Origin of the sequence: Kiloniella sp. EL199 (assembly GCF_900313065.1) — a bacterium.
GTDB lineage: Bacteria > Pseudomonadota > Alphaproteobacteria > Kiloniellales > Kiloniellaceae > Kiloniella.
The window spans coordinates 177,581-201,316 of the sequence record NZ_OMPU01000013.1 but is presented as its reverse complement, the minus strand read 5'-3'; the positions used below and the strand labels follow the sequence as shown (position 1 = coordinate 201,316).

The 23,736-nt window shown below is 45.4% G+C and carries 21 protein-coding genes; 10 read left to right on the top strand and 11 right to left on the bottom strand.

The genetic code is table 11. From position 1 onward, the window contains the following. Positions 1 to 4 precede the first annotated feature (4 nt). Positions 5 to 223: a helix-turn-helix transcriptional regulator gene (locus D9A03_RS15790; protein ID WP_120498181.1), complete on the top strand. Its 219-nt coding sequence runs from the start codon at positions 5 to 7 to the stop codon at positions 221 to 223. A gap of 41 nt (positions 224 to 264) precedes the next feature. Further along, entirely contained in the window at positions 265 to 729 is a 465-nt protein-coding gene (locus D9A03_RS15785) for a hypothetical protein (protein WP_120498180.1), read from the top strand. A gap of 95 nt (positions 730 to 824) precedes the next feature. Here the strand turns inward: D9A03_RS15785 and D9A03_RS15780 are convergent, their stop codons facing one another. Next, on the bottom strand, positions 825 to 1,892 hold the full coding sequence (locus D9A03_RS15780; protein WP_120498179.1) for a porin: 1,068 nt from the start codon (positions 1,890 to 1,892) through the stop codon (positions 825 to 827). A gap of 167 nt (positions 1,893 to 2,059) precedes the next feature. Here D9A03_RS15780 and D9A03_RS15775 point away from each other — a divergent pair, with 167 nt between their 5' ends. Continuing rightward, a complete protein-coding gene (locus D9A03_RS15775; protein WP_216825510.1) occupies positions 2,060 to 2,446 on the top strand; it encodes a hypothetical protein in 387 nt (128 codons plus the stop codon). Positions 2,447 to 2,821: 375 nt separating this feature from the next. On the opposite strand, the gene purH is transcribed toward D9A03_RS15775, so the two are convergent. The 8 genes from purH to D9A03_RS15735 form a co-directional block, all read right to left on the bottom strand. Beyond that, positions 2,822 to 4,396 (bottom strand): bifunctional phosphoribosylaminoimidazolecarboxamide formyltransferase/IMP cyclohydrolase, encoded by a 1,575-nt coding sequence (gene purH / locus D9A03_RS15770; protein WP_120498178.1) that lies wholly within the window; start codon positions 4,394 to 4,396, stop codon positions 2,822 to 2,824. Between the two features lie 181 nt (positions 4,397 to 4,577). Next, positions 4,578 to 5,435, bottom strand: a complete 858-nt coding sequence (locus tag D9A03_RS15765; protein WP_120498177.1) for an NAD(P)-dependent oxidoreductase — start codon at positions 5,433 to 5,435, stop codon at positions 4,578 to 4,580. A 1-nt stretch (position 5,436) separates the two neighbouring features. After that, a complete protein-coding gene (locus D9A03_RS15760; RefSeq protein WP_120498176.1) occupies positions 5,437 to 7,389 on the bottom strand; it encodes a nucleoside-diphosphate sugar epimerase/dehydratase in 1,953 nt (650 codons plus the stop codon). Positions 7,390 to 7,499: 110 nt separating this feature from the next. After that, the gene (locus D9A03_RS15755) at positions 7,500 to 8,357 is read right to left on the bottom strand and encodes a glycosyltransferase family 4 protein (RefSeq protein ID WP_162938192.1); all 858 of its coding nucleotides are present in this window, start codon (positions 8,355 to 8,357) and stop codon (positions 7,500 to 7,502) included. 164 nt (positions 8,358 to 8,521) lie between these two features. After that, positions 8,522 to 10,321 (bottom strand): heparinase II/III family protein, encoded by a 1,800-nt coding sequence (locus D9A03_RS15750; protein WP_120498174.1) that lies wholly within the window; start codon positions 10,319 to 10,321, stop codon positions 8,522 to 8,524. 12 nt (positions 10,322 to 10,333) lie between these two features. After that, complete coding sequence (gene rpe, locus D9A03_RS15745; protein WP_120498173.1) at positions 10,334 to 10,996, bottom strand: ribulose-phosphate 3-epimerase; 663 nt, start codon at positions 10,994 to 10,996, stop codon at positions 10,334 to 10,336. 118 nt (positions 10,997 to 11,114) lie between these two features. Further along, positions 11,115 to 12,296 (bottom strand): diaminopropionate ammonia-lyase, encoded by a 1,182-nt coding sequence (locus D9A03_RS15740; RefSeq protein WP_120498172.1) that lies wholly within the window; start codon positions 12,294 to 12,296, stop codon positions 11,115 to 11,117. A 31-nt stretch (positions 12,297 to 12,327) separates the two neighbouring features. Further along, positions 12,328 to 13,497, bottom strand: a complete 1,170-nt coding sequence (locus tag D9A03_RS15735) for a M20 aminoacylase family protein (protein WP_120498550.1) — start codon at positions 13,495 to 13,497, stop codon at positions 12,328 to 12,330. Positions 13,498 to 13,617: 120 nt separating this feature from the next. On the opposite strand from D9A03_RS15735, the gene D9A03_RS15730 reads away from it, so the two are divergent. Then, positions 13,618 to 14,079: an Lrp/AsnC family transcriptional regulator gene (locus D9A03_RS15730; protein ID WP_120498171.1), complete on the top strand. Its 462-nt coding sequence runs from the start codon at positions 13,618 to 13,620 to the stop codon at positions 14,077 to 14,079. Positions 14,080 to 14,555: 476 nt separating this feature from the next. Beyond that, positions 14,556 to 16,748, top strand: coding sequence for a methyl-accepting chemotaxis protein (locus D9A03_RS15725; RefSeq protein ID WP_120498170.1), 2,193 nt, complete (start codon positions 14,556 to 14,558; stop codon positions 16,746 to 16,748). Between the two features lie 45 nt (positions 16,749 to 16,793). Here D9A03_RS15725 and D9A03_RS15720 read toward each other — a convergent pair whose 3' ends face one another. Then, on the bottom strand, positions 16,794 to 18,173 hold the full coding sequence (locus D9A03_RS15720; RefSeq protein WP_120498169.1) for an RsmB/NOP family class I SAM-dependent RNA methyltransferase: 1,380 nt from the start codon (positions 18,171 to 18,173) through the stop codon (positions 16,794 to 16,796). 183 nt (positions 18,174 to 18,356) lie between these two features. Between D9A03_RS15720 and D9A03_RS20120 the strand changes: the two genes are divergently transcribed. Together D9A03_RS20120 and D9A03_RS15710 are read left to right on the top strand one after the other, a co-directional pair. Continuing rightward, a complete protein-coding gene (locus D9A03_RS20120; protein ID WP_162938191.1) occupies positions 18,357 to 18,617 on the top strand; it encodes a DUF1674 domain-containing protein in 261 nt (86 codons plus the stop codon). Positions 18,618 to 18,670: 53 nt separating this feature from the next. Then, positions 18,671 to 18,952 carry a chorismate mutase gene (locus D9A03_RS15710; RefSeq protein ID WP_120498168.1) on the top strand — a complete coding sequence of 94 codons (282 nt, stop codon included), beginning with the start codon at positions 18,671 to 18,673 and terminating at the stop codon, positions 18,950 to 18,952. 127 nt (positions 18,953 to 19,079) lie between these two features. Here D9A03_RS15710 and D9A03_RS15705 read toward each other — a convergent pair whose 3' ends face one another. Further along, on the bottom strand, positions 19,080 to 20,000 hold the full coding sequence (locus tag D9A03_RS15705) for a DMT family transporter (RefSeq protein WP_120498167.1): 921 nt from the start codon (positions 19,998 to 20,000) through the stop codon (positions 19,080 to 19,082). 199 nt (positions 20,001 to 20,199) lie between these two features. Here D9A03_RS15705 and D9A03_RS15700 point away from each other — a divergent pair, with 199 nt between their 5' ends. The 3 genes from D9A03_RS15700 to D9A03_RS15690 all read left to right on the top strand — a co-directional run bounded on the left by D9A03_RS15700 (position 20,200) and on the right by D9A03_RS15690 (position 23,687). Continuing rightward, on the top strand, positions 20,200 to 21,744 hold the full coding sequence (locus D9A03_RS15700; protein WP_120498166.1) for a PLP-dependent aminotransferase family protein: 1,545 nt from the start codon (positions 20,200 to 20,202) through the stop codon (positions 21,742 to 21,744). A 195-nt stretch (positions 21,745 to 21,939) separates the two neighbouring features. Next, a complete protein-coding gene (locus D9A03_RS15695; RefSeq protein WP_120498165.1) occupies positions 21,940 to 22,728 on the top strand; it encodes an HAD-IIB family hydrolase in 789 nt (262 codons plus the stop codon). Next, the gene (locus tag D9A03_RS15690; protein WP_120498164.1) at positions 22,665 to 23,687 is read left to right on the top strand and encodes a LysR family transcriptional regulator; all 1,023 of its coding nucleotides are present in this window, start codon (positions 22,665 to 22,667) and stop codon (positions 23,685 to 23,687) included. Before D9A03_RS15695 ends, D9A03_RS15690 begins: the two co-directional genes overlap by 64 nt. Positions 23,688 to 23,736 lie beyond the last annotated feature (49 nt).

Sequence of the window (23,736 nt, the reverse complement as noted above, 5' to 3'; positions counted from 1 at the left end):
ACAAATGATCATTGTTAATTTAGATGTCGTGTTGGCTCAGCGGAAAATGCAATTAAGCCAGCTTGCGGAACAGATTGGTATCACCGTTCCTAACCTGTCGGTGCTCAAGGCTGGTCGGGCAAAGGCAATCCGCTTTTCTACACTGGATGCCATTTGCGAAGCACTGGATTGTCAGCCCGGCGATATTCTCGCCTTTGAAGAAAACGGCGACGATACGGAATAACGCTGACAGCAGCGCGAATATGAATAGAAGGAAATATGGAAATGAAATCAAGTATCAGTAATCAATCGATCTTTTTAGTCGGGATTGTCGCAATTGCTATGTCGATGACCTTGATGGTCTCAAACGCTAATGCAAAACAAGTACACTGTCGCGAATATCAAACCAAGGTTCTTGTTGGTGGCAAAAAGGAAAACGCCTATGGAACAGCTTGTCTTAAACCGGATGGTTCCTGGCAAATTCAAAAAGACGCAAAGGGAAATGCGCAACTAAAAATTGGACATGCGCGTCAAAGAGTGCAGGACACGCGCGTTATTGTCATGCCAGCTTCTGAAGTAGAGATGATGTATTATGATGACGCGCTGGTTGTTGTTGACGAATATTGGTATGACGAACCGGAAATCTTTTTCTACGATGAACCTGAAACCTACGTTTTCATTGATGACTACAATGATGAAGAAATCTATATCGTCGAAGATGACCATGACGAAGTGATCATTCTGGATTAAGTGGGCCAGTTAGATTTATTAATGTCGTATCACTTGGAGATTATGTCCCTTCCATGATACGACATTAATTTTTTCAGAAGCTTCAGAAATTACAATTAGAAGCTAACAAGAACACCACTTTGAACCGATGTGAACTCTTCAGCGCCGCCTTCGTAGTCACCGGCAATTGCTGAACCATATACGGCGAGGCCTGGTGCAACTTCGTACTGGATGCCTGCAGAAACGGCCGTGCTTTCAAAATCATTACCTGATGATGCTGTTACATTGGTTGTTTCTGACCAAACACCGGCGACAGCGAATTGCCATGGTCCTGTTGTATAGTTGATCCCGGCATCAACTGTATTCTGGTCATCATAAACATCATCGCCATCTTGATAGGTGTAACCTGCACCTACAGTAAAGCCAGCATATCCAACGTTAAAACCGATACCTGCTCCGAAGAACTGGGCGTCATTCTGATCAGTACCCGCATCTCCGCTGTGATCAGACCAAACACTGCTGGCGCCAACTTCGAGTGAAACATCGTTGAAGGAACCGGAATAGTTAAGCCCGGCTTCTACAGTTTGTTCAGCACGTGTATCGACAACGCGGTTGGCAACTTCTGCACCCTGACTTGAATCAGGTGCATAGGAAACACCCGCTTTGAAACCATTAAAGCTAGGGGTGTAATAGGTAATTTTCGTTGCATCAGAAGAATCACTGATGTCAGCGGCAGTTGCTGCGACGGATGCACTGCTGGTATCAAGTGTTGATCCTGTTGCGTTATCAATCATACCATAAAGCAGACCAACGTCTTTACCACTTACAAGCAAGCCATCATCTGCACCATCCTGATCCCCGAGTTCGACACGACCAAAATCACCTTCGAGCCAGATATAATTTTCATCTGTGTTATTTGTGTTACCCTGATCGGCCTCTAATTGAATCTCAAGCCCATACTTAAGGCCATTATCGGCAGTGTTAGAAGCAGTCAGCTTGATTTCAGAGTTGGTGTTAAAGTCATGCCCGTTATTTGTCCCTAGCGTAGTATTGTCAGCATCGGTAGCTGATGCATGAAATTGAGTGAAGACCGATAAGTTGATTTTACCATCTTCAGCTTTTGCTGTTGGGGTTAGCGCAAAAGCAGTAACCAGTGCCGAGCTGGCCAGTAAAAGGGATTTCATTTTATTCTCCACATATATAAATAAGTACCAAACGGTACTTATTTATAAGTAAAGCAACTCATTACAAGGGGTAGGTGAAAATTAATTTGTTATATTTGTCAGTTAGTCGTCAGACTAAAGCGATAGTGTTTACTCAATTTATAAGTAAATGCAGAGGGCATTGAATAATGAGACGAATGGTTTGTTGGGGTGGTCTAATCTCTTTGGGGTTTGCCTTCATCCTTTTAGGGGGATGCAGCAACACAGGGGCAGATTATAGACCGATTGTTGATGGTGGGGCAGATACTGCGGCCTATGAAAGTGACCTCACTGCTTGTGCCAAAGTTGCCGATCAACGTAGTTATTTGAATGGTGATGTTCAAAATGCTGCCCTATTGGGCACAGGCCTTGGAGCCATTGTTGGCGGACTAAGTGATGGTTGGGGCGGAGCCTTGGTTGGTGGCGTCATCGGTGCAGCTGGTGGTGCCGGTGCCGAGGCTTGGGACACCCAGGATGAACGCAAGCAAATCGTCAAGAATTGTATGAAGGGGCGTGGCCATAACGTTGTTGGTTAAGACTTCATTGTTCTTCAGATCTTCTTGGGAAATGCTGTGCCAACCCGAACAGCGTTTATGTCTCGGTCAGCCATCGGCTTTGTTTCTAATTTTCCCCCAGAAACAGAGTGAATTAATGTTGATCTTCCGTGGTTGATAACCCGAGCCCCAAGAAGGTCTGATCCAGGCGAATTTTGCAGGGTATGTCTAAGTGCATAGTAAAACTGGGTAATGTTTTGATTTTCGCGTTGTTCTCTAAAGAAGTTTGGGGTGAGAACGGTGTTATACTGTGCTCAATAGTGATGATCAAAACTCATTCTTAGGTTCTAAAATCAAAAAAGGCTGCCCCGAGGGATAATCTCAGGAGCAGCCTTTCAAATTTGGAACTAGCCTGTCTTAGTGACGGAAGTGACGCATGCCGGTATAGACCATGGCAAGCCCTGCTTCATCAGCAGCGGCAATAACTTCATCATCACGCATGGATCCACCTGGTTGAATAACTGCGGTTGCGCCGGCATCCGCAGCGGCAAGGAGGCCATCTGCAAAGGGGAAGAAGGCATCGGAAGAGACGACGGAACCGATAGTCCCTGCCTCGTTCAAACCAGCAGTCTCAGCAGCTTCTTTACTTTTCCAGGCAGCAATCCGTGATGAATCAACCCGGCTCATCTGTCCGGCGCCAATGCCAACAATTGCACCGTTTTTCGCATAGACAATAGCGTTGGATTTTACGTGTTTCCCAACCCTGAAAGCGAAAATCATATCGGCAATTTCCTGCTCGGTTGGTTGGCGTTTCGTCACGACCTTCAGGTCCGCAGCTGTAATGCGGCCATTATCCCGTCCCTGTAGCAGGAATCCGCCGGATATGGTTTTCATTGTCATGCCTGCATCGGCCGGGTTTGGCATTTCACCGGTAATTAGAACTCGCAGGTTTTTCTTGGCTGCAAAAATAGCTTTGGCTTCGTCATCAATCGCGGGGGCGATGACAACTTCTGCGAAAAGGTCGGCAACTTGTGTGGCCGTTGCTGCATCCATTGTTTTGTTGGTGGCAATAATGCCGCCAAAGGCACTTGTCGGATCACAGGCGAGGGCCGCTTTGTAGGCGTCACTTAAATTATCTGCTGTTGCCACGCCGCAGGGATTGGCGTGTTTGATAATGGCAATTGTCGGGGCATCGAATTCAGAGACCAGCTCAAAGGCTGCATCGGTGTCGTTCAGGTTGTTGTAGCTAAGCTCTTTCCCCTGTAGTTGCTGTGCGGTGACAACACCGGGGCGGGCATCAATCGACTTGTAGACCGCGGCTACCTGATGGGGGTTCTCTCCGTAGCGCAGAGATTGCTTGAGCTCACCGCCCAAAGTGGTCTCTTTCGGAAAGTCTACTTTACACTCATTCTGTAACCAGCCGGAGATCATGGAATCGTATTTGGCTGTGTGACTATAGGCCGCCGCTGCTAACTTTCGACGGAGGTTCTGTGTTGTCGCTCCATTATTAGCCTTCATCTCGTTCTGTACGAGCGCGTAGTCACTCGGATCTGTGACAATTGTCACAAAACTATGGTTTTTTGCGGCTGCGCGAACCATGCCCGGGCCGCCAATATCAATATTTTCAACACATGTGTCATAGTCAGCACCAGACTTGAGTGTCGCTTCGAAGGGATAGAGATTCACAACAACCAGGTCAATCGGTGCAATGTTGTGTTCAGTCATTGCATCCGTATGTGTCTTGAGGTCACGTCTGGCCAGAATGCCCCCGTGAATTTTCGGATGAAGCGTTTTAACCCTGCCGTCCATAATTTCAGGAAAATCAGTGTGACTGGATACCTCCTTCACAGGAATACCCGCTTCGCTCAGTGTGCATGCAGAGCCTCCTGTAGAGAGAATTTCAATTCCTTGGTCAGCGAGGAATTTACCGAATTCGACAAGACCGGTCTTATCAGAAACGGAAACGAGGGCGCGACGGATGACGTCAGACATAGCAGTTCCTTGCAGCTGTCTTCCACCCCGGTTGCCCGCCAGGGCGGGAAGTAAGGATCATATAGATGAATTTACCATCAAGAATGATCAGTGTTGGCCGAAATTTTCTTAGGCGAGGGCACTAATAAACTGAAGAGGCGTTGGATGCAATGATTTGGTGTGCAGAATACCTGACATAAAACTATTTATTTGATACGAAAAGTTCTGCCAGACCTTCTTCAAAATCACGAGGAGATAATCCTAACAATTGCGTCATTTGGTTGGTATCTACGTTTTTGTCTTCCATAAGTCTCTGGACTTCTTGTGATGTGATGGAAGGGAGAAAAGGGAGCCAACGAGTTAAGAGAGCCAATATTTGTACAAGTGTTTGGTTCATAGGTATCACGGCACAATTTGACCCTGAAGCCGTCGCAATTTTCTTTATAAAATTTTTATATGTTAAGGCCTTTGGGCCAGCAATAAGAATACTTTTACCGATGCATTGCGGTTTTTCCATCGCAAGAAGGATTGCCGTAACCACATCTTCAACATGGATTGGTTGTATTAGGCTTCTCCCTTTGTTGGGTAATGGAATTACTTTAAATTTTTTAATAAACAAGGCCATTCTTTGGATATTGTTTTCACCTAAAGCGCCATAGATCATGGTTGGATGCAACATAGTCCAAGGGCCTTGCCAAGATTCAAGGTGCCGTAGAGCATGATTTACTTCTTTTGCAGCTAAATCAGGAAAGGAAGTGAGATGTCTTGTGGATCCAACGACAATCAATTGTCCGATTGATTCCGGGCAATGTTTAAGTATCGCAGTGGTAAATCTGGCGTGCGCTAAATTAATAATGATATCATCGGGGTGAATTAAATCTTTGAAGCTATCGATGTTGTTTAAGTCAGCAACGTATCCTTGACCAGGAAGATGAGCTACTGCATCAGCATTACGTGATACATTAATGATCTCGTATTTATTTGAGTCCAAGCGATTACTTAAAATTTGACCTGTTTTTCCTGATGCGCCAAAAACAATGCAACGGTTTTTTTTAGGCATATCAAATTATTGCCTGAGCTTGTTTTTGTAACTCTGTTTTAGTGTCGGTATTGTTTTTATGAACACCGTCGTATTCTGGAACAAGCTGCGATAATAACCTTATAATTTCATCGCGTTTTTTGTCGTGAATCAATTGCGTCATTTTTTCTAAACTGTGGGTTAGTAATTCCTGATTAACAATTCGAGGCTTGGCAAGTTTTAGACTGTTGTGTGTTGTCGGTATTAGAGGTTCTGTTTCGTGGAAAAGTTCTTCGTATAGCTTCTCGCCGGGGCGGAGACCTGTAAATTCGATTTTAATGTCTTTATCTGGTTCAAATCCACCAAGACGTATGACTTGTTTAGCAAGATCTGTAATCTTGACTGGCTCGCCCATATCCAGAACATAGATTTTACCTGCATCCTTACTGGCCATTGTTGTTCCGAGAGTCATGGTCTGTAGTACCAGCTCAACGGCTTCTTTGATTGTCATAAAGTAACGGGTAATTTCCGGATGAGTAACCGTAAGGGGACCGCCAATTTTTAATTGGCGTTCGAATAGGGGTACCACTGAACCGGTTGATCCTAATACATTGCCAAATCTGACAGTAACAAAGCGTGTACTATTCTCATCTTTTCCAACCAGATCCATTGCCTGGCAGTAACTTTCGGCCAAGCGTTTGCTTGCACCCATAATATTAGGCGGGTTAATGGCTTTATCGGTGGAAATAAGAACCATGGTCTTAACGCCGACACGCCGACATGCATCTGCAGTGTTTTTAGTTCCCAATACGTTGGTGTGGACACCCTCAACCGGATTGGCTTCGACGAGTGGGACATGTTTCAGAGCTGCTGCGTGAAAAACCAGCTCTGGCTTGAAGCGATCAAATATCTGATTGAGTCTGGAGGTGTCTCTAACATCACCAAGAACGGCATCTCGCTTAAGCTCTGGATAGGTTTCAGATATTTCCATATCAATAGAATAAAGGTTGAACTCGGAGCTATCTAAAAGGGTCATGTGCGCAGGCTTAAAAGAAGAAACCTGCCTTGAAAGCTCTGAACCGATAGAGCCACCACATCCTGTGATGAGGACACGTTTTCCAGAAATGAGTTTCTCCATTGCAAGTCGATCCAGTTTGGCCTGTTGTCGTCCGAGAAGATCCTCTATTGCAATGGGTTTGACCTCTATATCACTGCCTAAATTACTTTTGAATTCTGTTGGATTGGGGAGACGTTCAATTGACAGATTATTGTTTGCGGCAACATCGTTGATAAGTTGCATGCTATCTCTGTCGAGCACTTTTGACACAATAATGCGTTGTGGTGTTCTGTTGCGGAGAGATACTTTGTCCAGCGCTTCTTGAAGCTTATTCAATGGGCCCATAATTGGGAGATCATGCATACGTCTGCCCGCTTCCTGGCCTGTTGGATCAAGTATTCCAACGACTTCATAGGCGCTAGCAAGATCTCTTGTGATGTGGCGCAGGAATGCTTCGGCAATATCGTCAAAGCCGATCAAGAAAACTGGTACTCTTAAATGGCTGTCTTTTTCCATTAATCGTCGTACACCCTGGTCCTTCCATGTGCGATAGATCATACGGGGGCCACCGAGCAAAAAGATCAGGATAAACCAGTTAATAATCAGCGAACTTCTAGGGATGTCTTCAAGACGATTCCAGAAAAAGAGTATTGGTAAGAACAACAACATAATCAGCGTTGAAGCTTTTATGATGTTGAGGAGATCATTCATTGATGCGTAGCGCCAAGTTCCTCTGTAGAAATCAAGCATCCAGAAGGTGCCTATTCCGATTAGAATAAATGTGGCCCAAGCCGGAAAAAGGCTTAACGGTGGTATGGCTGCTGCATCAGTAACATCCATTCGGAGTGCCAAGGAAAACGCAAAAGAGATCGCAAGCATGAAAAGATCATGCGAAAATGCGACCAGAGATTTGCTACGTGAAGTTATAAGCAACTTCATATGTTCTTATTCCTGACAATACGTGGTGATATAGAATGATCTATTAAGTTGCGTTTTACCTTACTGGCAATGATCAAAGATAGCCAGAAAGCATTCATTTTGTTGATTGTTTAATTTTGATTTCTTTTCCTCAGATTCCCTTTTTTCAATAGCTTCATTGTGCTGAATACAATAATCAGAGCAATTATGAGGCTATACCAAGGGTAATCAGCGCTCAGGAACAATGCCAAGGCTATTAGGGTTATGTTACAAGCGAAAATGACAAGAGAAACAGTTTTATGGCTCAAACCATTTTGCACACTAGTTTGATAATAATGTTCTTTATGAGCTTCCCAAACTTTTTGTTTTCTTATCGCTCTTTTTGTCAGTGTTAGGGTGGCATCACATAGATAATAGAGAGGCAGTATAAAAGCTGCAGCCCACATGCCCTTTGTGATGAGAAAGATCATAAACCATCCCAGAATATACCCCAATGGAATTGAACCGACATCCCCCAGAAATATGGCCGCAGGTTCCCAGTTCCAAATTAAGAAACCTGCTGTGACAGCCAGAACAAACAAGGGCAAATAAAGAGCTTCGGTTTGCCAGGAGTAGTATGATGCGATGAGAACAAGGCCTAATGTTATGGTTGATGTTTCGACACCGGTTATACCATCAATACCATCCATGAAGTTATAAAGGTTAATAAACCAGATCCAGGATAATGCAATGAAGAGGTAATCCAGCCATTGGGGAACTATCTCTGGGAATAATTTAATTGTCTGACCATCAAGAGTAATGCCCCATAAACTCATGCAAACAACAATAACTTGAACTAATAAGCGAGATTTTGGTGAGAGGTTCTTTAGATCGTCCAGCCATGAAACAGATATCAAAGCGATAGAACCGGTAAAGATAAACCAAAACCCGGGCAGGAGTGTTGATGACGCAGCGCCGTACCCAGCCCAACCAAGAAGCAAAACTCCCATAAGGGCGAGTCCTCCTCCTCGTGGGGTCGGGATTGTATGACTGCTTCTTTCATTTGGATTATCAAGGATGCTTTTTTTTATGAGTATTTTGCGAAGCATGGCCGTTGCTATGCATGACAAAAACATAAAAATAGCAAATATTGTCAGGATATGGATTAACTCTGTCATTGATCCCATAAATTTGATTGATTGTTTTTTTTCGCAGATTTTTTTGTGTTTACTCTGACAAGTGACCAGTTGATCTCTGTCTTGTTTGTGCTGGTTGTTATACCTGACAAGACGATTTGTTGACTGCGGCGGATTTCACCTGCTTTTCCAAGGTAAATACTCGGTTCCAGTGACAGGGTTGCTCCTTCACAGGAAAATTGCCAGCCGCCCCCTTTTTGCAGGCTTAATAATACTGCATCGCCACCGTTAATGAGAGATGCTTTGACGTCGGAATGTAAATGGAAACGGGTTGCAAATTCTTGGCGTACTCTTTCATCAAGATTTTCCGAGAAATTTAAGCTGTCGCAACCTTCAATTCCTTCGCCTTTTGCGAGGGCGATCAAGGTGCGATTATGAAAAAGGCCCAGTTTGTTTAAATAGCCATCATGCGACATTTCCAAGCGAGCTTGACCATTGTTATCTTCTTCTCTGCGACAGGTAACATTATCTGGGCGTTTGGCGAGACCACCATGTGGGGTCAGATGGGCTGAATTTGTTTCCGCAAGTGTCAGGGTTGTATGTGCTGCTGTTGCCCTTGGTATCCAGCGCCATTGAGGATGGTTTCTGTGAACGCCACAGTTTGTAATAAGCCGTTCCCGTCCTACAGACATTTCAAAACTGAGGGTTCCGGCATGAGCTGTGAGGTCATAACCTGGAGGTGGCGGAGCGCCAGCATCGACAATTACCACGATACGACCGGATTGAAGCCTTTGAAAACCGCTTTGCGGGGCGGCGAGCAAAGGTTGTTTTCTGCCTTCTGAGCGACGCAAAACCATATCAATTTGCCAGCCGTGGTCTTCGTTTGAATCATTGAAAAGGCACAAACCGCCGTCACCATGCAGGAACATTCTCAAAACCGGTGACATGGACTCAATTGCCGAGATTATTGAACCAGGAACTTCCTTTTTCCCGGCATGTAGTGTGGCTCGTATATCAATCAGATGCCTTAGAACTTCCAGATGGATGTGGGGACTTCTTTGTATATGGCCGCCATCGGGTAAAACTTGTAGAGAAAGTTCTTTGCCCAGTAGATTTAGCGCACGTCTAAGCCATGTACTTCCTTCTGGTAAGCAAACACCCGCGTAGAGAAGGCCTTTGATGGCGCGAATAAGCTCTACGCCTGTAAGACCAGCAGGTAAGCAGGCAGAGAGGTATTGTCCCTGTTTGGCAAGGCTGTCATGAATACGTTGGCGAAGATCAATATCAGCAGAACTGCCAATAAATTCATAATGACCAAGCCAGTTATATAGCCGGCATCCTGTTATGGATGGTTCCCAGGTTAAATGATGCCATCGGTTGTTATCCTTAATCCAAAGATTGAGCATTTCACGGGCTGTCCGGCGGGCCTGATCCCCCGCTGCTGCGCGCAAAGACCTTAACCAGTTGAAAGAATGAAACTCTTTAACCCAATCGGGTTCCGCGCCTACTGGATTCCAAAGCGGAGCCGGGTTGTTAATAATCTGGCCCGCAAGCTCAATCTGCCCGGCCAGAATTGCCCTGCCTTTATTGGCGTCTCCCAACCATGGATCTGTGGGGGTAAAAGCCAAATTTGGAATAGCTTTGCGACTTAGTAGCCAGTCATGAAAGGGGGTGATGAGAAGGGGGTATTTAGATTTGTACCCGATTTTCCCGAAAATAACAGGATTGGGCAGCCTAAAGAACGAAGCCATATGTTCGGAAAGGTTGCTCTGGCCATTTATCCAACGGCCAGAGTTTTTTTTAGTATTTGGTTTATGACTTTGGTTTGGGCCTTGCATAGGCGAATGCTCTTATTGCCCCTTTAATTTTTTGATATTATGTGCGTAGTTATCAGATCCTCCGCGGAAAGTTGCGGTACCTGCAACAAGTAGATCTGCACCAGCCTCTACAGCGAGTGGCGCCGTTTCGAAATTTATGCCGCCATCAACTTCCAAATCTATATCTTTGCCAAGAGAATCAATTTTGTTTCTCAGGGCTGAAATTTTCCCAAGAACACCGGGGATGAATGATTGTCCACCAAAACCCGGGTTCACCGACATAACCAACAGAAGGTCAAGATCTTCTATAACGTGATCTACGACATCTACAGGTGTGCCCGGATTCAATGCCAGACCAGCTTTTACGCCCAAAGATTTAATAAGCTGAATTGTACGATGAAAGTGAGGTCCTGCTTCCGGGTGAATAGTGATGATATCTGCACCGGCATCAACAAAAGCTTCGATATAGAGATCAATGGGTGAAATCATCAAATGAACATCAAACGGTTTTTTTGTAACCGGACGAACTGCTTTTGTTATGGAGGGGCCAAATGAGATATTGGGGACAAAGTGCCCATCCATAATATCGACATGAATGTAATCTGCACCGGCTTGATCCAGACGTTGGATCTCTTGTCCTAATTGGGAAAAATCAGCGGCAAGGATAGAGGGGGCGATACGTGTAGCTTTTTGCATTTATCCGGTTCTTTTGTCCAAGAAAGCGAGGCTCTGCTAGTAGAGATAATTTCCTCCACTTTGGTAGCAGTATAGCCCCATCTTCGCAAGCAATTGCCAGATAATGCCTTGTTGTGAACTAGCTTGATATGATTTTGTCGTAGAGCGCTTTGTCTGTTGCGCCTTCTGATCCAATAACCAAGATCTGTGAGGCAGTTTCGATACCAAGGTTTTTACGAAGCGTTTCATCCTTTGCAATAGCAATGATCGCAGCCAGTCCAGCCACAGCAGATTCTCCGGCTACAATGGCAGGGTCGTTGCCTGTTGGTTTTGCGAGCAGCTTCATTGCAGGTGCAATAAACGTATCCGGTATGGATAGAAAATCGGATGCCTCTTCGCGTAAGATGTTCCAGGCCAGAGGAGAAGGTTCGCCACAGGATAACCCAGCCATGATTGTTTCTTCGGTTATGTGAACGGACGTAAGTGTGTCTTTGATGGCGCTTGTGTAGAGGCAATTGGCCAAATCTGGTTCAACAATGATAACGCGTGGAGATTCTTTTCCCCATTTTTGACGTAAGGCTGCACAAACAGAAGCTGCGAGACCACCCACCCCGCCTTGAAGTAATACATGACTTGGAGGAGGGGAGAGTTCCTGAATGATTTCGTTCGTCATAACCCCATAACCGGCCATCACATCAGTTGGCGGTTGTGTGTAGCTTTCCCAGGATGTATCCGAGACAATAAACCAACCGTTTTCTTCAGCATTGGTTTTCGCGATGCGGACCGAATCGTCATAATCGCCATCTATGCGAATCACATCGGCACCATAACTTCTCATTGCTTTGGCACGTTCTTCACTAACTTCTGAATGGATGTAGATTTTGCAATCGGCACCGAATTTTTGAGCGCCCCAAGCCAAAGAGCGGCCATGATTCCCATCTGTTGCAGAGACAAGCGTGATGGATTTTGTCAAAGAGGCATACTTGCCTGAGCGCAAATCTGACAGGAATGCCTGTTCATTGAATTTATTTTTCAGCTCTCGTTGTAGTACCTTGGCGGCTGCATAGGCGCCACCAAGGGCTTTGAATGATCCAAGACCAAATCTTGGTCCTTCGTCCTTATAAAGAATATTTTGGACATTAAGCGATTGGGCCAAGTTCTCTAAACGATAGAGAGGTGTGGCAGCATAACCATCCCATGTCATGATTTCATCGGACGCATATGCAAAATCTTGCGGCGTTATAACACTTTTGAAAGCTTCTCCAGTGTGATGGGTGTAAGAAGCGTGTTTAATGGCATCAGCAGAAAAATCAACAAACATAAATTTATCCTAACTAAAGTAGTGTTCAAAATCATTCAGGAAGGCGATTAGCAACAAGTTGTGCCCAAAAGGCTGCGCCGATTGCAAGTGCATCATCATTGAAGTCATAATCAGAAGCGTGAAGGGGTTTGCCATGGACACCTTTGGTTCCGTTGCCCATCAAAATAAAACAACCCGGCTTTTTCTGGGAAAACAGAGCGAAATCTTCTGAAAATGACATGGGCTCCCGATCACCGTTGACGTTATCGCTTATTTTTTTGGCCGCTTGGATTGCGATTTGGGTTTGTTCAGTGGAATTAATAGTCTCGATAAATTCTGTACTGAAGCTAAAACCTGCTTCGACGTCGTGGCCTTGCGTTATACCATTCAAGAGGCGTTGCATATGATTCTGAATCTGTTCACGATCGTTTGGTGTGCGTGCGCGAACATCGCCTTTGAGTATTGCAGAACCGGGAAGAACATTTCTGCGGCCATCTGTAATAAATTCGGTAATGGAAACGACAGCGCCGCAGCCCGGGTCCATTTTTCGCGCCACAATAGACTGGAAGGCCTGCACTATTTCTGAGCCGACAAGAATTGCGTCGACTCCTTTTTGTGGCATTGCAGAGTGGCCGCCACGTGCTTCTATTGTAATTTCAAACAGGCTTTCGCTGGAGCAAATTGTGCCGGACCTTGTCGAGAATTCACCTAAGGGTACGCCGGGTAAATTATGAAGGCCATATATTTCATCTACTGGAAATTTCTCAAGGAGCCCGTCATTGACCATAGCGGCCGCGCCCAGACCATTTTCCTCATTGGGTTGAAAGATAAAAACAACGGTACCGTTGAAGTTTTGTTTTTCAGACAGGAATTGAGCCGCACCTAAAAGCATGGTGATATGCCCATCATGTCCACAGGCGTGCATTTTCCCGCTTGCCGTTGAACGATATTGATGAGAACTGGTCTCTTGAATGGGGAGGGCATCCATATCGGCTCTTAATGCTATTGCCTGATTACCGCCACCTTTTCTTAGAATGCCAACGACGCCGGTACCGCCAATATTCTCATGGACTTGCATGCCATAGGATTTGAGTTCCGAAGCGATTTTTTGTGCCGTTCTATGTTCTTCAAACCCCAGTTCAGGATTACGATGTAAATCATGACGTATGTCGATCATGGCTTGTTTTTGATGCAAAAATGCATCTGGAGTGACATCAGTCATCATTTAATCCTCTCATTTTGGTGCATCAGAATATAGGGAATTGTTTACTAAATTCATTGAATTATAAATGATTGAATATTAATTTCATAATATTATAGTTTTTTTGAGTTGAAAATAATAATGGATACCTTTGATCATAAAATTCTTTTCCATGTGCAAAAAGATAGCCGTATGACAGCGGAAAGGATCAGTGCTGAAATCGGTTTATCTCCTGCAGCGGTTCAGAAACGCCTGAAACGTCTAAAAGATAGCGGGGTTATCAGGGCAGAGGTGGCGTTGTTGGATCCGAAAAAACTGGGCCATCCGATGACTGTCATCACAGAAATCAGTCTGGAGCGCGAAAATTTGAACGTACTTGATGGTTTCAAGAAGCGTATGCGACAGGCTGAAGAGGTTCAGCAATGTTATTACACAACTGGTGAAGCGGATTTTATTATTGTTTTATTGGTACGGGATATTCAGCATTATGAAAAATTTACTAGGGAATACTTCTTTGGGAATGCTGAGGTAAATAAATTTAAAACTAATATAGTGATGGATTCAGTAAAAGTTGGAATGTCTATTCCTATATTAAACGGTTAATGATCAATTAGTCGTAAATGTAAATCAAGCTGATGGTGAATACGTTTATTGTTTTTAAATTTGTTAATTTGTTATCAGAGACCTCAGCAAAACTCTACAGCGGTTACGTTCATTATAAAACTATGAGTTGATTTGTATAATTTTTGCCAGTTGGCTCCCATTTGTTCTCTTTTTGATCTTGATATGTTTGCGTGAATTAACTCGTGCCAAATACTATTTCGGTTTTTTCTCTGTGTGGATCGTTTTGCTGAGGTCTCTATCAATTGTTTTTGTTTATATTTCCAGTTAGATAGATGGTATTTCGAAGTTAATCAAGTTCATTACTATTAAGATCACAGGTTAAGCTCTTATTAAGAATATTTGCATATCATGGTATGCATGATGGTTATTGAATTACACGCACTCAGAAAAGAGTCATACGCTGAGGGGGAGGCGGTTAGTTCAAATCAAGGCATATTAGGAGGGCCTGAAGGGTGATGACGATCTCAAAATTGTTTGATATGAAAATATCGAGAAAACTTCCAATTCTTTTTGTGATTGTTTCTGCGATATCCGTTGTTTCTATTGGGATATTCAGCGTTAATAACGCTTCTTCAAGCTTGGTTTATATGGAAGAAAAAACGCTTGTAGCGCTCGGCGAAGCCAGAAAATCCGCGTTACAGAATTATTTAAGTTCCATTGAAGAAGATATTACTGTTTCAGCCGCTAATGGCTATGTTCAAGATGCTATGTCCAGCTTTACGGCTGGCTTTCAAGACGAGAAACACAGACATTCCGATCCTTTAAAATCCTTGCATGGTATTTACATTAATGATCCGACTGCTGAAGCGACAAATGCAAAGGGCAATCCGGAAAAAATTGGTGAAAAACATCTCTATGATGGTCCTGACATAGAAGGTTCTTATCATTCGGATCATCGTCAGCTTCATCCCTGGTTCCGTCAAATGCTGGAAGCAAGAGGATATTATGATGTCTTCCTTGTCGATGTTGATGGCAACGTGGTTTACAGTGTTTTTAAGGAACTTGATTACGCTACAAACCTGAACAGCGGAAAATATAAAGAATCAGGCCTCGCCCAAGCTTTTAAAGCGGCTTTCAACGATCAAAAGGCTGGAACTGTAAGCTTTATAGATTTTGCCCCATATGAGCCAAGTTACGGTGCCCCGGCCAGCTTTATGTCAACACCGATTGTTTCTCAAAATGGTTTTCAGGGTGTTTTAATCTTTCAGATGCCTATTGATCGAATTAATAGCGTCATGCAACAAAATGCAGGTATGGGCGAAAGCGGTGAAACCTACATTGTTGGTGCAGATTATTTAATGCGCAGTGATTCACGTTTCTCAGAAGATTCAACCATCCTTAAAACCAAAGTTGAAACGGACACGGTTAAAAAAGCTCTTGCAGGTGAGGCAGGTATTGCCATTGTGCCGGATTATCGTGGCATAAGTGTTTTATCTGCCTATCAACCGCTTGACCTTCACGGTGTTCGCTGGGCCTTGATGGCAGAAATTGATGAGGAGGAGGTTTTACACCTTTCAGATGCTTCCGTTATATATATTCTCGTAATTAGCGTGGTTGTATTATTTATTGTCGCACTTCTTGGCTGGTATTTTGCCCGATCAATTGTAAGGCCTCTTGAGAAATCCACGTCCGAGATGTTGCAATTGGCAGAAGGGGATAAAGCCTTTGAAATATCAAGTCTGGACCGGACGGATGAAGTCGGTGATATTGCTTCTGCATTGCAGATCTTCAAAGAGAATGCACTTAAGCAGGATGAAATGATAGAGAAAGAGCAAGAACTGGTTGCTCTTCGTGAACAAAGAACTAAACGTATTGAAGAGTTGGTTGGCCAGTTTGAAGCGGATAGTAACCAAATTTTGACAGGTGTAAGTGCAGCGGCGTCCCAGATGAATACAACGTCTGGTGAAATGTCTTCCGTGGCACAGGACACGGCACTTCGATCCAATACAGTTGCTGCTGCTGCTGAAGAGGCGTCGGTTAATGTGCAGACCGTGGCTGCTGCTGCTGAGGAATTGAGTTGTTCCATTGAAGAAATCAATCGGCAGGTTGATCAGTCAAGCCAGATTGCCAGCGATGCCGTTTCCAAAGCGGATGCAAATATTGCAACGATCAAAGGACTGGAAGAAGCATCAAATCGTATTGGAGAAGTAGTTGGATTGATTTCTGATATTGCTGAGCAAACAAATCTTTTGGCTTTGAACGCGACAATTGAAGCAGCAAGAGCAGGTGAAGCCGGTAAAGGCTTTGCTGTGGTTGCCAGTGAGGTGAAAAATCTTGCTAACCAAACAGCCAAAGCAACAGAAGAAATTAGTGGTCAAGTTGATGAGATGCAGGATGTGACCAAAACAGCGGTTACTGCGATTGAGGCCATTGGTAAAACAATTGAATCCATGAATGAAATTTCGGTTTCTATTTCTACAGCAATTGAAGAGCAGGGCTCTGCAACGCAGGAAATTTCTCGGAATGTTCAAGAAGCATCCTCAGGAACAGCTGAGGTAACGTCGAACATGCAAGGGGTTAGTGAAGCCTCTACACAAACGGGAACGTCTTCGCAGCAAGTTTTGGAAGCTTCGGAAGGCTTGGCACAACAAGCGAATGATATGCGTAAGAGTGTGGAGGAATTTATCCAAGGAATTCGCGCAGCGTAGAGATAAGTCCTTTAAGGAGATAATCCCCCTTTAAAGAAATAATCTCTAGGCAACTCTTCGAAGGCGGCAGGCGTAAAATCCGTCCATGCCGCCTTCGTCATGTCTGTGGCATGGCAAGCACCTGAGATCACCTTCTTTTGTCAGTAGCATTCCCAGCCAGTCAGCAGTTCCAAGTTCTTCGGGTTTGACGGGAACACGTTCAAAGCTAGTTCCGTTTTTCTTGAGAAAGCGTTCAATCTGATACTGACCTTCTTCTGGTTCAAGCGAGCAGGTCGCATATACCATTGTGCCGCCCCTTTTGACCATTTTGGCGCAGTTTTCAAGTAACTCACGCTGCAAATCAGACAAGGTTTGGATGTCTTCGGGGCGTTTAATTCTGCCTAATTCGGGGTGCTTGCGCAACGTACCCGTTGCAGAACAAGGGGCATCTAGAAGAAGGGCGTCAAATTCTTCTTTGGGTTGCCAGGTTGTGGCATCGGCTTGAATGACTTCTGCGTCAAGTTGAAGGCGTTCGAGGTTTTCATGTACACGTGTCAGGCGTTTTGCCGAAGAATCCACTGCGGTAACTTCTGCTCCTGCTGTGACGAGTTCGGCTGTTTTTCCGCCAGGTGCAGCACAGATATCACCGACGTTTTTGCCTTCGACCGATCCGAGCAGAAGAACTGGAAGGCTTGCTGCAAAATCCTGAACCCACCAATGACCTTCTTGATAACCTTCGAGGAATACCGGATCGCCTGTGCCAGCAGGTAACCGTATAGAATTGCCAGAGGTGACAACGCCCCCGAGTTTTTCAGCCCATTCTTCGGGAGCTTCCTTTACTGTCAGATCCAATGGAGCTTCGGCAAGGTGGCTAAGCGAAATTGCCTTGGCGGTTTCTTCACCATAGGTTTCGGCCCATTTCTTCCAAAGCCAGTTTGGCAGGTTATCCTGACTTTCGTCCATCTTTGCCAGCATGTCTTTGCCTTCGCGTGCGAGACGGCGCAGGACAGCGTTCATGACGGGTTTGTTGCCACTGAGCTTTGGACTTCTGGCGAGGTCAAGGCTAGTGCTGACGGCAGCATGAGGCGGTGTATCGAGATAAAGTAACTGGACGGCACCCAGACGAATAATGTCGCGGACATCAACCATTTTGGCTGGTAAGCGCCGCTTCATACAGGCATTGATCGCCTTATCAATCTGACCAAGGCGACGCATAAGAGTTGAAATCAACAAACGGGCAAAAGCTCTGTCGCGCCGTTCCATGCTTTCAAAATCAGCCTTGTTATTATTCAGGGCTTCATCAAGGGTTTGTTGTTCCCGCATGATGTTTTTCAAAAGGGTTAGGACGAGCTTTCTCGGATTAACAGGGCGGCCACTTTGAGATTTGTTAACTGCTCTGTTTTTGGATCCGGAAACTTTGGTGTGTTTGTTGTTTTTTTCAGTCATGGGCTAGGGTTTACCATGAAAGCAACGGGAAGAAAGAGCTATTTTTGCGCAGGTGCTATGTTCCTGGTGAAATATTGATAAAGATGCAGGTAGGCTCTTCCTTGAAATAGGCGCGACAAGATGCGGTATATCTTTTGGTTTGAAGGCTTGGCATTGTACTCGTGGCATGCCATATGAATAGTTATGACAAGATCTTTTACGACACATATACCTAATCAAAAAGTTAGGAAGAATCATTTTCCGGCACCGGGAGATGTTGCTTCTGGTGCCAAGCGTAAGAAAGTTACACCTGATGACCTTGATAAGGCGATGGAAGCACGGCTTGAACGGGAAAAGCAATTGATGGAGGGCCTGGATAAAAAGCCTGAAATTGGTGGACCAAGCGGGCCAGAGCCGACGCGTTATGGTGACTGGGAACGTAAAGGTATTTGTGTTGATTTTTAAATTTGCTTTATTTGCATAGTTTCTAATCCCCTTAGTTGGAGTAACCAAAAGTTATGGAGCTTCTCAGCCCTTATCGTCGGCGCATTGATGATCTTGATGATCAGATCATGGAGCTTTTTTCTCAGCGTTTTGAGGTCATTCGCGAAGTGGCCGAGTTGAAAAACAAACATAATATTCCGGCTGTTTTGCAAGACCGGGTTGATGAAGTCCGCGAGAGAAATGCCGAGACTGGTGCTCAAAAGGGCCTTGATGCTGATTTTGTTCGCAAGCTCTATACGCTGATTATTGATGAAGCCTGCGATCTCGAAGACCGTTTGATGGGTAATAAAGAGTAATTGTAACTGTTAAGTTTAACTCTACTTTCCCTCTTATCTGCATAGCTTGTCTTGGTTGTTCGCTTGAGCTTGTTTAAGTTTTCCTTTTCGAGCCTCGAATCAAAGCCAATATTAATGATTAATTCCGTCAACTTGGTCTGGTTCTCAAACCAAGCCTCTTGATTGGACGCAAGTTCACCAGGGCAACACCGATTACAGTCATGGTCATGCCAACCAATGCTGTGGACCTGAAGGTTTCATCGTAGAGAACCCATGCCATTAAGGCGGCAGTCGGGGGAACGAGAAAGAACATGCTTGATACCTTCGAAGCCGCACCTTTGCGGATCAGGATGTAGAGCAGGCTTATGGCCCCTACGGAGAGAACCACCACTAGCCAGAACATTGCAAAGATCATTTCCCCGGTCCAGTTTATGACCATACTTTCGGTATAATATGCAAGTATGCCTGTGGGTATTGAGGCAGCTGCATATTGAATCACGGCACCAGTACGCAGATCCATCCCGCCACAAAAACGTTTTTGGTAAACCGTACCAATGGAAATACCGAAAAGAGCTAAAACGGCAATGCTGACACCCAATGGTGTTCCCAGACCATTTTCAAGTTTGGCCCAGACAACAAGAATAACGCCGCTAACGCCTAAAATAAGACCGACCCACTGTCTGACCGTTATCTGTTCTTTCAGGAATATACCGGCTACAAAGGCTACCAAGAGCGGTTGAATGCCGACAATCAGTGCAGCAACACCAGCTTGAAGACCCAATTCAATTGATGCAAAGACCCCCCCAAGATAAGTCGCATGCAAAAGAATGCCTGCGACAGCGATGTGGAGTATTTGTTTTGGATCTCTGGGCCATTTCGCTTTCCAGATAAGAGAAACTAGTAGAAGCAAGCCTACTGCCAATAAAAATCTGGTAGCGAGGAGAGTCATGGTTTCGGCGTAAGGCAGCGCCATTTTGGCAAAGACAAAGCCCGTGGACCAAATCAAAACAAAGGTACAGGGCGCAAGTATAGCCAAGAGGTTCGAATTTTCTTGCTGTGTATTTGTCATGAGACTCTGCTTTTATGCGGATAGATTATATTTTCATAACAAAGTTCGTTGATGTGTGCAGTAACCATATTGTCAGGGTGCAATTTGTCAGGAGGCAGGCCAGAAATCTGCCTAAAATCTATTTGAAGGTAGATTGAAAACTGGTTCTAATTACTTAAAATATTCTTGATAATTATAAGAGCCAATTTTGAGGTCAGGTATGGTCGGAAAGTCAACAAATACGCCTTTGTTAGATGTTGTCTTGGATAAAACCAGTGAACATTCCCTGCAGCAGCAGCTTTTTACGCAACTGCGAGAGATGGTCCTGAGCGGGCGATTACAGCCAGGGGAAAGGTTGCCCTCTACCCGTGCGCTTGGAAAAGAGTTGGCCTGTTCACGTAATACGGTTCTAGGAGCTTTTGATCAGTTACTTGCCGAAGGTTATTTGGAAGGTGTGAGTGGTTCGGGGACCTACATTTCGAAAGAACTGCCAGATGATATCGGCCTCGTTCCGGTTCGGCCCTCTACTTATTCTCAAACCAATCCGGATGTCATGCCGCGCGGACTTTCCCGGCGAGGCGATCAATTGGCAATCATGCAGAAGGAAAAACGTGCTCATAAAAATTACCCGACATTTTCACCGGGTATGACAGATGTTGAATCTTTCCCCTTTCCTCTCTGGGCACGTTCCCTTTCTCGTACCTGGCGATATCCAAAAGATGATTTGCTGAGGAATCCCGATCCTTGTGGATATATTCCACTACGTAAGGAAATTGCAGACTATTTACGTGTTGCTCGAGGAATAAAGTGTGATTGGCAACAGGTGATGATTACTTCTGGGGCGCGGCAGGCAACTGATTTCATGGCTCGAATCCTTTTGGATACAGGGGATACTGCCTGGTTTGAAGAACCGGGCTATCCTGGATTGAAAGGGCCTTTACACTCTGCGGGTATAGAGATGGCATATGTGCCCGTTGATGAAGAAGGGCTTTCGGTTGAAGCTGGCCATGCAATGGCAAAAAATGCACGAATGGCGGTTGTTTCGCCATCGCATCAATATCCTTTGGGTGTCGTCATGTCGTTGAGGCGACGGCTCGAGCTTCTTGACTGGGCCGAAGAGAATAATGCGTGGATCTTAGAGGATGATTATGAAAGCGAGTTCAGATTTTCCGGCAAGCCAATATCTTCTTTGCAAGGTCTGGAAGCTGAAAGACGGGGACATTTGCAGGCGGCTTCCAGAGTCATTTATCTTGGTTCGTTTTCCAAAGTTTTGTTCCACGTTTTGCGCTTGGGGTATCTCGTTGTGCCTGAACATTTGGTTGATGCAGTCAGTTCAGCGCGAATGCTGATGGATGAACGCTCCTCTCTGCTAGCGCAGCCTGCTCTTGCTGACTTCATGGCGGAGGGGCATTTTTCATCACATATCAGGCGGATGCGAAAGGTATATGCACAGCGTCAGGAAATGCTTGCGAAGGGAATAGAGCGTTACTTGTCTGATTATCTCGTCATAAATCCAAATATCGCCGGATTGCATATTACGGCCTATTTTACGGATACGGCTTGCCGTAAAACAACTGACCGTGAAGTTGTTGCCGCGGCTGATAAGGTCAATATCTCAGCATCACCTCTCTCCCTTTTTTACGGGGATAAAGCCTTAGCCAGACAAGGGCTTTTGATGGGGTACGGGGCGTGTCATCAGGATCAGATTGAATCCGGCTGTAAAAGGTTGGCATCCGTATTTGAAAAGTTGGTGGCCAAGGTGTGATACGAGGTGTGATTCGGGGCGTGGTGCTGGACGTGATTCTGGATTAGCAGTTAGATGAGGAATAACCAAGGACGCTTCTTTTCTTTTCCCGGCTCCCCTTGTACACAGGAGGGTAATTATACGCAGGTGATATTCACAGGAGATACTTATGGGTCTTGGTTTATCAATTTTAGCCCTAATAATAGTGGAGCAGAAATGAAACCCTTAAGCGATTTTCCACGAGCTGTTAAAAGCCAGATTCGCTACGTGCTGACCGATATTGATGACACGGTTACGACAGACGGGCAGCTTAGTGCCGAGAGCTATGTGGCGCTGGAAAACCTGACAAAAGCCGGGTTTAAAGTTATCCCCATTACCGGACGTCCGGCAGGATGGTGTGACCATATTGCCCGTATGTGGCCGGTTGATGCTGTCGTTGGGGAAAATGGCGCATTTTACTTTCGCCATGATCATCATGCCAAAAAAATGACCTGTCGCTTCTGGAAGGAAGAAGAAGAGCGCGCGGAAGACCGCAAGCGTATCAATCAGTTGCGACAGTCGATTCCTCGGGACGTTCCGGGATCTGGAATCGCCTCTGATCAAGACTATCGGGTTGCTGACCTTGCTGTGGACTTTTGTGAAGATGTTGTGCCGCTTGGTCAGGAATCAATCGACAGGATTGTCTCGCTTTTTGAAGAGGCAGGAGCCAAGGCAAAGGTGAGTTCAATTCACGTAAATGGCTGGTTTGGTGATTATGACAAGCTGTCCATGACTGAAGTTCTGTTTCGTGAAGCATATAGCCTGGAGCTGGATCAGGTTCTGGATCAGGTTGTTTTTTCCGGTGATTCACCAAATGATGCGCCAATGTTTGCGCGGTTCCCGCACTCTGTCGGTGTGGCGAATGTGAAAGATTTTGCCGGCAGGATGCCTCATGAACCGACATGGGTCACCAGCGAGCGGAGCGGCAGGGGATTCGTCGAACTGGCGAAGATGCTGTTGAGCTGATGTCTGACTTTGACCTTGATCTGCGCGCACTGGATATCTTTGTCACTGTTGTTGAAACAGGGGGCATGACAGCGGCTTCCCAGCACAAGGAAATCTCTCAATCCGCGGTTTCTCAGGCTGTGGGTGCGTTAGAGAAAAAGATGGCTGTACAGTTGATGGATCGCTCTGTACGTCCCCCGGCTTTGACATCGGCAGGGCGAACCTTGTTCGAACGCGCGAAGTCGCTGCTGGATACGGCGCGGGAAACATCCTTTCTGGTCAGGGCCTATCAGCAGAGATCACTGCCGAGACTGAACGTGGGAATGGTTGATTCCTATGGGACGACAGTAGGCCCTCATCTGGTCAGCGGGCTGATGGATGAAGCTGTGGAATGGTCTGTGTGGTCCGGCCTGACAAAGCTTCACTTCAAGCGCCTCTTTACCCGCGAAGTTGACGTGGTGATAACCGAGGGCAGCATTCCGGCGGATGAACGGATTATTTCGCACCGCTTGCTGAAAGAGCCTTTTGTTCTGGCGTTGCCAGTCAATTATCGAAAGCCGGTTCAAAGTCTGGATCAATTGAATCAGGACTTACCATTGGTGCGGTATAGTTCCCGATCTTTGACGGGGATGAATATCGAGAATCATATGAGATCACTTGATATTATTGCGCGGCGTCGATTTGAATTTGATACGGCAGATACGACTTTGGCGATGGTTGCAGTGGGGATTGGCTGGGCGATCACAACGCCACTGTGCTTGTTACAGGCAAAAACACATCTGGGTAATATCCGTTGTGAGCCATTGCCCGGTCCTGCTTTTTCCAGAAGTTTAATGCTGGCCACGCGCCGCCATGAACTTGAATCGTTGCAAAAGATGATAAGCGACATATCTCGCGATACGCTAACGCAAAAATGTATGCCGGAAATTGCGCAATTTGCCCCGTGGGTGACGGACAAGATTGAAATTGGCGAAGACTAGCAACACCAAAATCGTCAATTGATATCTGGTCGTTCAAGCCGATATCGCC